We start from the raw sequence: 15,432 nt of genomic DNA on the forward strand, positions 1-15,432 counted from the left end.
ATGAAATTACATTGTTATCTACATTTTTCTCGTCAGAAGATACTGTATCTGGATTAACAGTATTTGTATTTGATTTTTCCTCAGTTGTAGATGAAATTACATTGTTATCTACGTTTTTCTCGTCAGAAGATACTGTATCTGGATTAACAGTATTTTCTTTTGGTGTTTCTGCATTGTTAATAACTAAGTTTTTTTCTTTTTTTGATAGTTGACCCCCATCAACCGTTTCTGAGTGATTTAAATTATTGCTTGCTTCATAATGTTTTGTTTCTGATGCATGTGCTTCTCCCACATTCCCAATACTTATTGCTAAACAAGTTCCTAATAGCACAGATGATGCTCCCATCTTATATTTCCGGATACTAAATTTTTCTTTTTTCATAACTAAAATCCCCCTATTTTTAATATTCAAATAGTTATTTTACTTCTTAAGTATTGTAATACACTTTATGTTTTCAGGCAACATAATAATAAAAAATATTTTAAAAAAATAAAAAAAATAAAAATGATTATGTTTGATGATCTTATCAGAACTTATACAAACCAAATACCTTTATGACATTTGGTTTGTTTTTTATAAATATATCTTAATCTCAAAAATAAAATTGGACTTTCAGACCTTTGCGAGACTTTTACAAGCCACATTGTCATTTTCTTAAGAGATACATGGCAACACAAATAAACCTGATATGCATGTAAACTTTTTTTGATATATCTATATCGTCGTTCTTCTCATACCAAGCTATTCTTTTGCAACTTCAAATTTTATTTCAATTTTTTGACGTTACAATTTATATTTAGTTTTACAGTATCAAAAAATATTAAGTCTTCAATTATATCTCAATCATTTTGCCATACGTGTCGTCTTATTTATTTGATAGCATCTTTACTTTCTATACATTGATTTAACAAAGAACAATGAGGGTATTTGTTAGGATTGGATACATACATCCTGTGAACTTTTGATAATTTTCTTTTAAATATTCACGTGTCTTCGGTAAATATGATAAGCAGCATATTTTCTATTTCTAATCTTTCAATCACATTTTTTTGAATCATGTATTTTATAAATATCACTAGATGTCACGTATTTATCGACGAAGTTAAAGTTCTTATTACTTCATTAATCTTTGAATCAATGTACTTATGCATAACTAAATAAAAATGGTGAACAATATTTATGTTTTTCACTTCTATTTTTTATATCATAAGGTGTTAATATAGACTTTGAGACTATAGAAAATCCATTATTAGCGTGAATCATATTTTTAATTAAACTTGTACTATTAATTTTTACTAAATAAGAAGATAAGTTCAATTGTGATAATGCTCTTTCTTGATAGGTTCTTGTACCAGAACCTCGCTCTCGTATGAAACAAGTTACCATTTTTAGATAAGATAAGCGCTTTAACAATTGCGATACTGATTGCGATTTTATATAGACATTTTAAGGGTTACCCTCAAGCATACCGTTCTGGCATTGCCTTTTCATCTAAACGTTTGTTAAAGTTTGCTATTATATTATATGGATTAAAATTAAATATTTATGATGTGAATGGGAAAGGTAGCGGTTTGTTATTAATCGATATTGGAATAATTTTCTTTAGTATTGAGTTGATGTTGTTACTCAATAAATACATTAAAGGAGACAAACATCTTACATTATTATTAGGTTTGGCACTGGGGTATGGTGTGCAGAAGCTATTGCAGCCGTTTCCCCAATATTAAAATCTAGAGAAAAAGATTCTGCTATTAGCATTGGTATTGTCGCACTTATTGGGACGATATTTTCACTTATATATACTGTGAAATATTCCATTTTTGCAATATCTCCTGAAGTATATGGTGTGTGGTCGGGCACAAGTTTACATGAAATTGCACATGTAATTCTTGCTGCAGATTTCTCAGGAAAAGAAGCTTTAAGTATTGGCTTATTAGGTAAATTGGGGCGTGTGTTCTTATTGATACCTTTGAGTATCATTTTAATTCTAATTATGAGAATTAAATCACATAATGAAACAGAAAAATAACGTATTGAGGTGCCTTACTTTTACTTGGTTTTGTTATGATGGCACTGTTGCATACTTATATGCCATTGCCACACATAGTTATTAATGGCTATGGTTGCATTAGGGTTAAATGTTTCCTTTAAAGATTTAAAAGATCATGCTTTCAAGCCATTAATAGTTATAGTCGGGTTATTAATCTTTTTATTTATAGGATCAATATACGTTGAGTCTAGACAGTATAAAAAAATATATATTGGCATTAATTATACTACTAGGTGGTATTAATGTTTTTGACTTATTCATGCCTATTATAAGTAAAGAAAACACATTTAATGTATTTTACCTTTTGATTTTCAATTTTGTTTTTCCTATTTTATTACTTGCAGTTTTTATTTTAAGCTTAATCAATTCGAGAAAAATCATCGTTAAAGAAGGTAGCAAACTAACAAACTTGCTTGTATTAGCATATGGTTTATTTATATTATTTAATTTTTGGGTTATTAACTATCAACCATACTTTATATATCACTTCCAAGAAGGGCTAGTTGTAAAATATTTAACTTTTGTCTTTTGGTACATGAACATTGTGTTCATATACCAAATATTATATTCAAAAATCATAAGTAGATTAGCTTACTATAAAAAACCTGATTACATCATAATCTTAGGCTCTGGTTTAATTGGAGAAGATGTGCCCCCTCTTACGTTCTAAATTAGACAAAGGTATTGAATTACAACGACGTTATCCTAAAGCTGTGTTTATAGTTAGCGGTGGACAAGGAAAGGATGAATTGATAAGCGAAGGTGTCGCCATGGCCAAATATCTTTATTCTCAAAATATTCCTGAAAAGGTCATTATAATTGAAAGTAAATCTACTAATACATATAAAAATTTGTTGTATTCTAAGGAAAAGATAGTTTCTAAGGAAAAACATCCCTCATATATTACAATCGTATCTAATAATTTCCATATACTTAGAGCAACTGTTATTTCTAAAAAAGTCAACTTAAATGCTTCTGTTATAGGTAGTCATCCAGCATATTATTTCTATGCCAATGCTATCATCCGAGAATTCATTACAAATTTATTGTTTTTAAAAAAACACATTTAACTATGCTAATAATATTTACTATAGCGTATGTTTTTATACGCTCTTCTCTTAATTAAACTATAATCACTACACAAATCTATAAACATAAATTAAGAAATGACAAAAAGTATATCAGTATTCAAATTTAAATTTGAATACCTTATCCGTTATTTTACATAATCGATGATTATCAGAAGTTCTCACTATAAAAAAGGCACTAAAAGATTATAATCTTTTAGTGCCTAATTAATTATATTAGCTACCAAACAAACGACTCCAAAAGCCTTTTTTAGGTTGTTTTTCTTCCATCTCTTCATCTTCACTATCTATTTCTTTAAATTGTGTATCGTCTTTTGTGGATGGTTTTTCGTTGATGTTCTCATCCTCTTTTTCTTCAGAGATATCTCTATGCTGTACCTCTATGGGCTGTTCCTTTTCTGGTTGCTGATTAAAATCTTTAGTTTCTTCGGTAAACTTTGCTTCTTGCGCCTTAACATTTTGTCTATCATTAGAAGATGTATCAAAGGAATAATTAAGCTGTCTTTCTTCCTCTAATTGATTTTCTAGTTTTTGAATTTTTTTATTACTTTCTAAAGCCAATATTTGTTGATTTTCCAATAGTTTGTTTAATGTATTAACATTGCTATTTTGCTGATCTAATTGCTTTGTTAGGTTCTCAATATATTTTTCGTCATTTTCAGCTCGGGTTTTAAAGATTTCTATTTGTTTTTCTAATTCGTTTACTTTTGTTTTTAATGTCTCAGAAGTACCTAAATTACTATACTCCACATTTTTAACTTCGGAAGTATTTTCATTAGGTGTTTCTTTTTTAACTGTTTCCTGCTTTTCTATGGTACTTTCTTTTTTTGTTATTTTTTCTATAATTTTCAAACAATCATTATCACTAATGTAATTAATACCATTTTCTTTTGAAAAAGTAATATTTAAATTTTTAGCATTATTAACAATAGTTTGTTTAGTTACATTCAATTCATCAGCAAGTATTTTAATAGTTTTCATACAAATCATCCTTAGGTACTAAATTAGGTACCTAAATTTTACCACCTAACAATAAATTTTTCATCTTTTACTACATAATTTGACTACCTAATTTAGTGCCTAAGCACCTAATTAGGTACCTACAAACCGTTTTGCTAATTAATTAGGCACTAAATAAACCTGTTCTAAGATTTTTAGGTACTTAATATTATCCTAACGATTTTTAAAACGCTTTATATGCGTATTTAAAAGTGTTAATATTACTTTATGAAAATTAAAAGAGCCAATGCTATTGGCGTAGCATCGGCTCTTGGTAATAAAACGATTCGCATTCGTTTGTTTATATATTTTTTTGATACTTGTATTATATATATCTAATCATCTAAGTGCAAGCACAAAACATGTAACTTACGTAAAAATTGTTTTATTACCTCAACTTCTAAATAAATGGAAATGAGGTTTTTATTATGCCAAATTTTGAGAAATATAATTTATCTCAAGTGAAAACTGAAAGATTCTATCAATTACCTAAATACTTATTTGAAGATGCATATTTCAAGAAAATGTCAGCAGAGGCCAAAATTATGTATGCATTATTAAAGGATCGTTTTGAATTATCTATACAAAATGAATGGGTAGATAAAAATAATAATATTTATTTTATTTTTAGTAACAAGCATTTGTGTGAATACTTAGGCTACGCTGAGCAAAAAATCATAAAATTAAAAAAGGAACTAGTGAAATTTAACTTACTTACTCAAGAGCGAGTGGGACTTAATAAGCCTAATAGATTATATCTATTAAAGCCAAATTATAATAATGAAATCAGTCATAGCAAGGAACTTCCAAATTCACAGTTCCAAAACAATGAATTTGGAAGTTCTGGAACTGTGAATTTGGAAGTTCTTGAACAGTTGAATTCACAGTCTAATGATACTGAATTTAGTAATACTGATTATATAGAGACTGAGAACAATGATACGAATGATTTGAATGATACACCTAACAATATTTCTGAAAACGCTCATTCGAATCATACAAATCATCAACAAACTGAATTTAATAATGACGCCTTAAAATTCCAAGTGCTTGAAGAATTGCCACAACAAATCAAAGATTACTTAAGTAATTTTGAAATTAGAGAAATTCGTATTATTAAAAGTGTTTTACTTAAAGGAAAAAAATCATTTAATAATGCTCATGATACATATTACCGTTTAGAAGACGTGGAGTTCGAACTTGTCAGTGTCTTAAAACGATTTAAAGCGATGTTGCTACAAAAAAATGAAACGGTTGAAGCTATGCAAGGTTATTTGATGCAATCGATTAAAGCTGAACTAGAAGAGATACATGCGCTTAATATGCGTCGTCAAAATATGCCTAAATACAATATCTTTAACGAATAATTCAAATGAGCTTACAGCAATCAAAGAGAACTCAAAATATTCGATTAAGTCGTCTGATTTTTTAACTGATGATGACGAAAAAAATCAAGAAATCGTAAATGATTTGGAAAAAGTTTTATACCGAAAACGTATGTTGAGTTATGGTGGATTGCTTAAACAAAAACATAAAATTTTAAATTTAGACGATGTCGAAGATGGTAATTTGATTAATATAAGTGACGAAGATAAAACAACTGACGAAGAAGAAAAAGCACATTCAATTACGGCAATTTGGAATTTTGAAAAACAAAATTATTACTTGAAAAAATGGTTGACCAGTTTTACTATGCAAATTTTAATTTGCATGTAACTGGGCAGTGTCTCAAAAATTCGACACTGGCTTTGCTCAAATTTTAGTTTGTGAAATTAAGATATATTTATTTGGCTCATATTTGCGTTTTAAGAGCTTATATACGTTTTTAGGTATAAAACTATATGATTTACCCCTAAATCTTTAAAATACCCTCTTAAAATTCAAAATAAAGGTACTCAAAATTTTTGTAAGAGTTATGATAAAGTTTGCTAAAAAGGAGTGTTTTATTTTTATGACTATAAAACAAATGTGGAAAGAATTATTAAATAAGAAGTGGGATTCAAATGATTTATTTGAAATAGTGATTTCGATACTTATAGCTAGTTTTATTACTACGCCTTTATTTGGTATTCCAATTGGAATCATAGTTTATTTTGTATTTTTCTATAAAGATGATGATTTTGATGAAATGGCAGAAAAATATGATTATCAAGAAGAGAATAAAAAATAGACCACGCATTTATGTCGAGAAAATTTATTGATCAATGAGAAGAACCCTTAACTAAACTTGAAGACGAATGTCGGCATAGCGTGAGCTATTAAGCCGACCATTCGACAAGTTTTGGGATTGTTAAGGGTTCCGAGGCTCAACGTCAATAAAGCAATTGGAATAAAGCAATTAGTTTTAGTAATCTAATAAAAAAAGGGAGGGGTTTTATGGGTAATTTGATTAGGCTGGAAAATGCATTTGTTTTTATTACTGCTGTGATTGTTTATTTTATGTTTGGTTTTTCATTATGGCTTTTTTTAATATTTTTGTTAGTTCCTGATATTTCTATGTTGGGATATTTATACAATAATAAAATTGGTAGTTATATTTATAATATTGGTCATTCTTATATAATTCCGATATTGATCACTTTGCTTTATTTAGCTATGGGAGTGGATTTGTTATTAGGAATTGCATTGATTTGGTTGGCTCATATTGCTATGGATAGAACGATTGGATATGGTTTAAAATACACTGTTGGTTTTGATAAAACAACAATACAAAAAGTTTAAAAGCAAGTTGTCTTTTTTAGGCTTTTAGAAACGAGTTGAAAACGAGTTTCTTCTTGTCTTGGTAATGGGGAGATTGATTTAATCCATTTTAAAATTCTAGCATAGGATTCAAATACTTTTATGACAAAAAGAATGCGTCTCAACGATCTATAACGCATTTTATAGAATTAATGTGTTAAACATATTAATAAAATTGATAGCATGGAATCTAATATTGATAATAGAACTTATCGTTTCATTATTTCAGTTAACCGTAATGGTTTTAAAGGTAGTAAAATGTTATAATATAGATGTATTGAAGGAGGAGTGGCGACTCCTCCTAAAAAGTTAATTTAGTTTATTAACTCTTTAATTAGTGATGTAATAGCTCTTAACAGATTGATTAATGCTGTTAGGAGCTTTATTTTTTACTCTTTTAGACATTCATCATTATACCTCTTTTAACAAATATGACTGCAACCTAATCATACTTTTGCTATATCTTCATTTCATTAACAATATGTTCCCCTACTACTATATTACCCATTGAATCATTTTGAGTTTATAATTCACTTTCTTTAAGTCTTTTTTAATTCTATAAATTTCATTTTATTAATGAATGTTTATTTAACTGTTACATTAATACCAAACTAAGACTTACGCATTGTATCGTGTAAATTATTTTAATCGTTTGTTAAATTTACAGGGAATCTAAAAGGAATCCGGGACAACAGGATAAGGAGGAACAATGCCATTGCCATGGCACCCAGCATAGCTGGGGTTCTCTAAACTTATCTTTAAAGGATCTAAATACTGATATTGCAGTATTTATGGATCATATTTAAAAAACGGACACAAAAGAATCCATGAAATTTTACATGGCATTTTCTTTGGAAAATAGTGGTTCTTCTATCCTTTGGGGCGCAAGGGATCTCATAACAGGGAATCTTTAGAATCCCTAAAGATTCCCCGAAGGATTCCTTATGTTCATCCAAAATTAATCAATATTTCAGTACATAACTAATTAGTAATTACTAAGTTAAATATGATACGATAAAACTAAGTAATTGCTAAGCTAATAACTTGTTAAAATAGATGAGTATTTGCTTAGTTTATTTTTTATAAAAACATTGAGTAATTACTAACTATATTATTGAATGAATAAATGAGTGATTACTTAGTTACGGAGGGGTCAAAAATGACTAATAAAAGTCATAGAAAAGCTAAAACAATCAATATCAATTTGACTGAAGAAGAATATAAAAAGGTAAAAGCGTTAGCAGAAGATAGAGATTTAAATCCAACAGCTTATACACGACTTGCGGCATTAGGTAATCGTATCAAACCTACAGTTGTCTATAACACAGATGAATATACTGAACAGTTAAAAAAAGAAAAACAAACACTTGAAATGGCTTTAGAGACAAGCGTACCAAAAGAAGATGTTGAACTTTTAGAAGCACAATGTGAAAGTTATAAAACTTATATTGATACATTCAAGAAGTTCTTGCAGTATGTACAAGAAGATGCGGAATATATTAATTTGAATGGATACAAGAGAGATGAACAATTAAAAGCAGAAATGAAAGATGCTATTAAATCCTTTTTTGAAAACTGATTTAATTTTTCAAAGATATAAAACATACGAATGTAAGTTATATTACATTTTGAAATTTTCGTTCTCATCCACACGATTAAAACTGTGGGCTTTCTCACTCACTAAATTCTGTAATACATTTATTAGAGGTCGCCAGAAGAGAAAACTCGGCACTTAAGTACCGAGATGAATCATTGTCTTGGGCGACCTGCATTATATTTGGTTAATTGATTTTGAATATATGTTTGCACAACATCTTTTGACATATTACCTAGCGTAGCCATGAAAAAACTTGGTGACCATAGATGCCCTTGCCAAAGTTTTTCTTTCGTTTCAGGATATTGTTTAAACCACGCTCGAGCCGAACGACCTTTGAGTGTCTTAACAATAGAACTCGGGGCATGTTTAGGATTGAAGCTAATCATCATATGAATATGATCTGGTAACACTTCTATTTCATTAATGATGATTTCATGATTCTCTGCAATAGATTGAAGTATTTGCTTCATAACTTTACGTTTGCTTTCATCATCAAATATTGATGCTCGATATTTGGTTACCCATACTAAATGAAAGTTAAAATCATAAACATTTGTCCTTGTTTTTACTAACATATGTATACCTCCTAAGTACATTAATTATAACACATAAGAGACTTAAATATTAATCATATGTATGATATAATAAGTTTAAGAAATAATGAGGTGATTTGTTATGTATAAAGGTGTTGAATGTAAATTATATCCCAATGAAAAACAAGCTAATACAATACAAATGACCTTGGGTCATACAAGGTTTGTATGGAATCAAATGTTAAGTATGTTAAATGAACGCTATCGTAATAATAAAGATTTAAAAATGTTAAGTTATTCAACTTTGTCTTCGCTAATTCCTCAATTGAAAAGAGAATATGCATGGTTAAATGATGTAGACAGTGTAGCTATACAATGTGCTGTTAAAACATTGTCTGAGACATTTGACCGTTTCTTTAAAGGCTATTGTCGCTACCCTAAATTTAAATCCAGAAAAAATAACAGGCAATCTTATTTAAGCACGATCCGAGGCAACAATATTAGATTCAATCATAATCAAAGATATATTAAATTGCCTAAATTAGCCTGGGTAAAGTGTAAATCAAGTTTGAAGCATATCGAAAACGAGCGTATCAAGTCAGTAACGATTAAACAAAACGCAACAGGTCAGTATTATATGTCTGTATTGGTAACTAGCGAAAATCAAGCATTACCAAAAACAGGAAAGTATTTAGGTATTGACTTAGGTGTTTCTGATTTAGCCATTACGTCAGATGGCCAAAAATATCGCTCTCAAAAATTACACTTAAAATATCAAAAACAATTACATTTTTGGGAAAAGCGATTAGCTAGAAGACGATTGAAAGCAAAAGCCGAAGGCATTGCATTAGTAGACACTAAAAACTATCAAAAGGCAAGACAACATGTTGCACGTATCCACGAAAAAATAGCTAATACTAGAAAAGACTATCTACATAAAATAACGACTGAACTTGTTGAAAACTATGATGTTATTGTGATCGAAGACTTAAAAACTAACAATATGATTAAAAATCATAAACTTGCAAGAAGTATCGCTAGTCAATCATGGAGACAATTCAGAGTATTTTTAGAGTATAAGTGTGCAATGTATGACAAACAATGTGTCGTTGTTAATCCTTACAAAACATCACAAAAATGTTCACATTGTGGTTTTGATAGTGGTAAAAAAGATTTAGACATAAGAAAATGGTCATGCCCAAAATGTAATGTGGAACATGACCGAGATATTAATGCAGCAAAAAATATAATGCACATTGGCTTGGAACAAGCCTTAGTTAAATAACTTAGACCGCTGTTTTACTTTGAAATAAGTAAAACAAGTCATGAGTGTTCCTAGAAACTCGTTACTTTAGTAACGATGTAGTTCATGAATTAACATCTATGAATAGTAAAACTGAAATTAGATCAAATGATAAACCAAAATAGGAAGGATCACTTTATTATGGTAGTGCCTAGAAAAATTAAACAAATAGAAGGTATATAAAAGAAACTAAATCAGTTATATAAAAACATTAACTTTGAAGAATTGAATTATGGAGAAGTTAAAATTGATGAAAATTCAAACTTTATATTAGATAAAGAAAACGAAATAATACGTTATAAAGAAGATTATCTATCACAATAAACTACTGAGAAAATGCTCAATTCATAAAACAATTAATCAATAAAGATGATACAAACAAATTAATAACTAATGACAATAACAATAAAGATAATCAAATAAATGAAGATGTAAATACATTTATTTAAACATTAAGTGTTCAGTTAAATATTTTAACTGAACACTTTTTTATTCTGGTACCGTTAATGTATCAACATAAGTTACTACATAAAAATAATTTCAAAGGTTAATTTAAGACGAATAAATTATGTGAACAATACATGTTAAGTATTTCACAAATAGTCGTTAATTTAAATAAAATACATAAAATCCAGACTCCTTTAGGGAGTCTATAACGACTCTAAAGAGTCCTCGTTTTTAAACCTCTTGTGGGACAAGGGATATGCCGTTCGGTAAATGCTCATAAAAATGCCATGTAAAAATACACAAACTCTATTGTTATAGTGTTATAAATTATTATATAAACACTATCACATCAGTATTTATAGTGTTAAAGGATAAGTTTAGAGAACCCCAGCTATGCTGGGGGCCATGGCAATGGCATTGTTCCTCCTTATCCTGTTATCAGGGAGTCTAAAAGGAGTCGCTGATATAATTAATAGGCAAGAATAAACAATATAAGTTGTTCTATTAATTACCATTAATATAATGTTATAAGTTTTATATTAATAAACTTTAATCATCTTAATTGAGTTCGTTTATTAATAAACAACCAATTAATGTATATAAAATGTGACGCTAATTAGGAACATTTTATATACTTTAATAAATCAAATAACCACATTTTTATTTTTGATTTATTAAATGCAATTAAACTTAGTTATAAGTTAATGCAAGAGGTTTAGTTTTTGAAATACTAATTAAATGTTATAAAAAAGAGGAATCTATACATAATATAAATTCCTCTAAAGATATTTGAAATATACTTTATTAACTTAATGCATCTTTTACATCACTTGTAGGGAAAAGAGAACTATATTAATAGTTCCCTAAATAATTTCATCAATCCGTTTCATTTGTTTTACTGCATCATTTTTAAAATTAACACTCATATATGAATTGAAACCACTTTTTATTTTTCCGATTATAGCATATGGTTCTATTATATTTATTTTATCTAACCAATTTAGTAATGATATATAATCAAATACATCAATATGATTAATTAATACTTCATATCTTAAATTTCGATTTATTATTTACTAGTGATTATTTAGTAATAAAGGCCAAAAAAAAATAACCATCCAACTTTAGCCGGTTAATGGTTATTTTTAGATAAATAATAAGACTACCGTCTTCCGAACGGGCTCATTTAGCAACATGTTAGCGCATGTTGTCCTTTTTCTATACAAATCAATAATAATATTGTATTACATAAATGCCCATATGCTATTTTAATATATAACCCATAACTAAAAATTAGCTGCTTTTATTCATAATGTGACCATGCAGAAAGGATAAAAACTTTCTTATCATCTTCATCAACTGTGTAAACAACTCTATGTTGATGGTTTATTCTTTTTGAATAGCGCCCTAAGTGTTTAGGTTGCAACTTTTCAAAAGACTGGCTCGGAAAATAAGGGTCTTCTTTTAATGTGTCTACAATTTTTAAGAATTGTGTTTTCAACTGCGATTGTTTAATTTTCTTTAAATCAGATTTTGCTGAATTTTTAATAGAAACCCTGTAATTACTCATTAGATAGTATCCCAATCTAAGCTATCGATATCGGTATAGCCACTGTTATCTTTTTCACGCTCTCGTACTTTATCCATAGTTCCTGTTGATTCAAGATATAATGTTTCTTGAATACTATCCCAATCTTTTTGACTTATGATTACGGCGTTATTTTCACTCTTAGAACTGTTTATAATAACGGGTTCGTGGCTATCATTAACTTGTTTAAGTAGTTCATAGAATTCTTTTCTCGCATTAGTAGGCGTTTTAATATTCATTATTAGTCACGTCCTTTCTTTATTCTATATTATAACGTACTTAAAAACGTACGTAAAGTTATGGCCTATAATGAGTTATAAGTTTGATTTTCACATAATTCAACTTATCGGAAGTAGATATGCTTACACTTTCACAAATGATATAATAACAGAGTCGTCTTAACTTCCGGCGATATATTCGACGGAAGGAGGTGAGACCAGTGGAACTGCTTTTTGTTAGTATAATTGCACCTGTTGTTTCAGGATGCATAATTGCGGGTTTTACGTTTTGGCTAAACAGCCGCAATAAATAATAAGGCGACATAGCCCACCAAAAAGAACCCCCAACCTATTCCAGTAGGTTGGGGGTTCGGTGTTCCAATGGAACTACTTTTTGTTAAATACATTATAACATCATAGCAGGTGGGAATGCAAAGTGATATATACGATATTAGTTACAAGGTATCGTTTTAATATTTTCGATACTAATTGTAAAGAATTTAAAGGGTAAATTATGAATGTTATATATTGAGAGTTTATACTTTATCTTTATTTTTTGAGTAATTAGATTTTAAAAATGTAGTTAGATGCTTATATTTTCTTGGATGGCTTCTAAACAGATATTTAGCCATTTATAAAATAGATTGTCATTGGAACGTGCATTAAATTTAGAATAAATAATACAAAAATCAAAATTTATGAAACCAAATTTTTGATGACTTCATTAAGCTTCGTATCAATATACTTATCTTTATGTATGACTAAATAGAAATAGCGTGTGATGTCTAAGTTTGTTACTTCTAGTTTTTCTAAATCATACGGCGTTAATGTGGATTTAGAAACAATAGAAAAGCCGTTACCAGCATGGACCATATTTTTAATTAGATTTGTATTATTAATTTCTACTAAATAGGATGATGAAGTCATTTGTGATAATGCATTTTCTTGGTAAACGCGTGTACCTGATCCACGTTCTCTGATAAAGCATATTGCTTTATTTGGAGATGATGATTTTTTACGAATTAATACTATTTCATCTTGAGCAATACGTCTACTGTATATGATATTGCTTTGAACCTCTTTTTCGATTATACCTAAATCGATAATGTTATTCTTAATATGTTGTAATACTGTATCAGAATTATTTAATTGCACATGAATATATAATTCAGGATATTTTTTTGCTAAATCAGTAAGATGTTGTGACAATCGATATTCGCCATACGTGTAACTACTCCCTACCGTTAAATCTCCCGAAATCGTATCAGGCTGCATTTTCAAATCGTGTCTTAAGGTTTGTTCTAAATGCTCACGCTGTAAAGCATATTGAAATAGTTTCTCCCCATCACTCGTTAAAGACATTTTAGAATGTCTAAATTCGAAAATTTTTACATCGTATTCCAGTTCTAATCGTTTAATATCACGACTTATTGATGGCTGTGAAGTATATAAATTTTCTGCAGCCTTAGTAAAGCTTTGCGTTTTAACTACTTCAGTTAGAACTTTTAATGAATCCATTAACTAGGCCTCCTGACATTTGAGCCCCTCTATTATAACAAAATTGTTATGAGTAATATACTTAATATTTATTTCACGTTATAACTTTGCGGTGCTAAGCTTTTGATAAAGGAGGAGTTAAAAAATGAAGACCTTAAAAAGTAAAGCCTTTATTTATGGTTTATTATTCACATTTATCATCGCAGTTATAAGTTTATTAGGCTCAAAGTTACCATTTTTAGATAAGATAGGTGCTTTAACAATTGCTATACTGATTGCGATTCTATATAGACATTTTAAGGGTTACCCTGAAGCATATCGTTCAGGCATCGCATTTTCATCTAAACGGTTACTGAAATTAGCTATTATATTATATGGATTAAAGTTAAATATTTATGATGTGATTGGAAAAGGTAGCGGTTTGTTATTAATCGATATTGGAGTCATCCTTTTTAGTATCGGGTTAATGTTGTTACTAAATAAATACATTAAAGGGGATAAACACCTCACGCTATTATTAGGTATTGGCACTGGGGTATGTGGCGCGGCGGCTATTGCAGCAATATCTCCAATATTAAAGTCCAGAGAAAAAGATTCTGCGATTAGTATCGGGATTGTCGCACTTATTGGCACTATATTTTCACTTGCATATACTGTGATATATTCTGTTTTTACAATATCTCCTGAAGTATTTGGGGTCTGGTCAGGCACAAGTTTACATGAAATTGCACATGTAATTCTTGCTGCGGATTTCTCAGGTCAAGCAGCTTTGAGTATTGGATTGTTAGGAAAACTGGGACGTGTGTTTTTATTAATACCTTTGAGTATTATTTTAATTCTAATTATGAGATTTAAATCACAGGGCGAGACCGAAAAAAAACGTATTGATGTACCTTACTTTTTACTTGGTTTTGTCATGATGGCACTGTTCCATACTTATGTGCCATTGCCACACATGGTTATGCAAATTATCGATAATGTCACGACTATATGCTTATTGATGGCAATGGTTGCATTAGGGTTAAATGTTTCCTTTAAAGACTTAAAAGATCGTGCTTTCAAACCATTAATAGTTGTCATTGTTGTATCTATTTGTTTATCGGTTGTAACATTTATCGTCGCGAAATGCTTTTACGGTTAAATTATAATAAAAGAAATTGATATAAATATCTATATAAAGTTGAAAAAAGTCTTCAATAATTCAATTTCTCAAATCTTTGGGTGTAGATTTTGAGGGATTGAATTATGAATCTAATGTTTTTCATTTATCTTATTGGTTCTGTTGCAAAGTTGAATTTATAGTATAATTTTAACAAAAAGGAGTCTTCTGTATGAACTATTTCAGATATAAACAATTTAACAAGGATGTTAT

At 29.0% G+C, this 15,432-nt stretch carries 14 protein-coding genes and 3 pseudogenes; 10 read left to right on the top strand and 7 right to left on the bottom strand.

Annotation, left to right across the window (positions count from 1 at the left end):
- Together CD150_RS01940 and CD150_RS13905 are read right to left on the bottom strand one after the other, a co-directional pair.
- Positions 1 to 382: YSIRK-type signal peptide-containing protein (locus tag CD150_RS01940; protein ID WP_142382328.1), on the bottom strand; the 382-nt coding region annotated here is incomplete at its 3' end.
- A 701-nt stretch (positions 383 to 1,083) separates the two neighbouring features.
- Positions 1,084 to 1,381, bottom strand: a pseudogene (locus CD150_RS13905) (type 2 periplasmic-binding domain-containing protein); the annotation flags it as partial.
- On the opposite strand from CD150_RS13905, the pseudogene CD150_RS01945 reads away from it, so the two are divergent.
- Both CD150_RS01945 and CD150_RS01955 read left to right on the top strand, forming a co-directional pair.
- Positions 1,378 to 2,294 (top strand): annotated as a pseudogene (locus tag CD150_RS01945) (YeiH family protein); the annotation flags it as partial. The pseudogenes CD150_RS13905 and CD150_RS01945 sit on opposite strands and share 4 nt — an antisense overlap.
- Before the next feature lie 404 nt (positions 2,295 to 2,698).
- Positions 2,699 to 3,121 (top strand): YdcF family protein, encoded by a 423-nt coding sequence (locus CD150_RS01955; protein WP_103161307.1) that lies wholly within the window; start codon positions 2,699 to 2,701, stop codon positions 3,119 to 3,121.
- A gap of 234 nt (positions 3,122 to 3,355) precedes the next feature.
- On the opposite strand, the gene CD150_RS01960 is transcribed toward CD150_RS01955, so the two are convergent.
- Complete coding sequence (locus CD150_RS01960) at positions 3,356 to 4,120, bottom strand: DUF536 domain-containing protein (protein WP_046467868.1); 765 nt, start codon at positions 4,118 to 4,120, stop codon at positions 3,356 to 3,358.
- 446 nt (positions 4,121 to 4,566) lie between these two features.
- Here CD150_RS01960 and CD150_RS01965 point away from each other — a divergent pair, with 446 nt between their 5' ends.
- The 5 genes and pseudogenes from CD150_RS01965 (at position 4,567) to CD150_RS01985 (ending at position 8,456) form a co-directional block, all read left to right on the top strand.
- Positions 4,567 to 5,505, top strand: coding sequence for a replication initiator protein A (locus CD150_RS01965; RefSeq protein WP_046467867.1), 939 nt, complete (start codon positions 4,567 to 4,569; stop codon positions 5,503 to 5,505).
- A gap of 16 nt (positions 5,506 to 5,521) precedes the next feature.
- A pseudogene (locus tag CD150_RS01970) lies at positions 5,522 to 5,854 on the top strand (protein rep); the annotation flags it as partial.
- 235 nt (positions 5,855 to 6,089) lie between these two features.
- The gene (locus CD150_RS01975; protein WP_046467866.1) at positions 6,090 to 6,308 is read left to right on the top strand and encodes a VraH family peptide resistance protein; all 219 of its coding nucleotides are present in this window, start codon (positions 6,090 to 6,092) and stop codon (positions 6,306 to 6,308) included.
- Between the two features lie 206 nt (positions 6,309 to 6,514).
- Positions 6,515 to 6,859 carry a DUF4260 domain-containing protein gene (locus CD150_RS01980; RefSeq protein ID WP_046467865.1) on the top strand — a complete coding sequence of 115 codons (345 nt, stop codon included), beginning with the start codon at positions 6,515 to 6,517 and terminating at the stop codon, positions 6,857 to 6,859.
- Positions 6,860 to 8,036: 1,177 nt separating this feature from the next.
- Complete coding sequence (locus CD150_RS01985) at positions 8,037 to 8,456, top strand: plasmid mobilization protein (RefSeq protein WP_040029815.1); 420 nt, start codon at positions 8,037 to 8,039, stop codon at positions 8,454 to 8,456.
- Between the two features lie 170 nt (positions 8,457 to 8,626).
- Here CD150_RS01985 and tnpA read toward each other — a convergent pair whose 3' ends face one another.
- The gene (tnpA, locus tag CD150_RS01990) at positions 8,627 to 9,049 is read right to left on the bottom strand and encodes an IS200/IS605 family transposase (RefSeq protein WP_040029816.1); all 423 of its coding nucleotides are present in this window, start codon (positions 9,047 to 9,049) and stop codon (positions 8,627 to 8,629) included.
- Positions 9,050 to 9,149: 100 nt separating this feature from the next.
- Here tnpA and CD150_RS01995 point away from each other — a divergent pair, with 100 nt between their 5' ends.
- Positions 9,150 to 10,292, top strand: a complete 1,143-nt coding sequence (locus CD150_RS01995; RefSeq protein ID WP_040029817.1) for an RNA-guided endonuclease TnpB family protein — start codon at positions 9,150 to 9,152, stop codon at positions 10,290 to 10,292.
- A gap of 1,768 nt (positions 10,293 to 12,060) precedes the next feature.
- Here CD150_RS01995 and CD150_RS02000 read toward each other — a convergent pair.
- Both CD150_RS02000 and CD150_RS02005 read right to left on the bottom strand, forming a co-directional pair.
- Entirely contained in the window at positions 12,061 to 12,327 is a 267-nt protein-coding gene (locus tag CD150_RS02000) for a Txe/YoeB family addiction module toxin (RefSeq protein ID WP_103161308.1), read from the bottom strand.
- Positions 12,327 to 12,584: a type II toxin-antitoxin system Phd/YefM family antitoxin gene (locus tag CD150_RS02005; protein ID WP_040029819.1), complete on the bottom strand. Its 258-nt coding sequence runs from the start codon at positions 12,582 to 12,584 to the stop codon at positions 12,327 to 12,329. Before CD150_RS02005 ends, CD150_RS02000 begins: the two co-directional genes overlap by 1 nt.
- Before the next feature lie 200 nt (positions 12,585 to 12,784).
- Here CD150_RS02005 and CD150_RS13250 point away from each other — a divergent pair, with 200 nt between their 5' ends.
- Positions 12,785 to 12,877, top strand: coding sequence for a type I toxin-antitoxin system Fst family toxin (locus tag CD150_RS13250; RefSeq protein ID WP_107509432.1), 93 nt, complete (start codon positions 12,785 to 12,787; stop codon positions 12,875 to 12,877).
- A gap of 382 nt (positions 12,878 to 13,259) precedes the next feature.
- On the opposite strand, the gene CD150_RS02010 is transcribed toward CD150_RS13250, so the two are convergent.
- Positions 13,260 to 14,081, bottom strand: a complete 822-nt coding sequence (locus tag CD150_RS02010; RefSeq protein ID WP_019467637.1) for a LysR family transcriptional regulator — start codon at positions 14,079 to 14,081, stop codon at positions 13,260 to 13,262.
- 124 nt (positions 14,082 to 14,205) lie between these two features.
- On the opposite strand from CD150_RS02010, the gene CD150_RS02015 reads away from it, so the two are divergent.
- The gene (locus CD150_RS02015; protein WP_040029820.1) at positions 14,206 to 15,201 is read left to right on the top strand and encodes a YeiH family protein; all 996 of its coding nucleotides are present in this window, start codon (positions 14,206 to 14,208) and stop codon (positions 15,199 to 15,201) included.
- Positions 15,202 to 15,432: the final 231 nt, after the last annotated feature.

The organism is Staphylococcus ureilyticus, from assembly GCF_002902235.1.
GTDB classification, from domain to species: Bacteria; Bacillota; Bacilli; order Staphylococcales; family Staphylococcaceae; genus Staphylococcus; species Staphylococcus ureilyticus.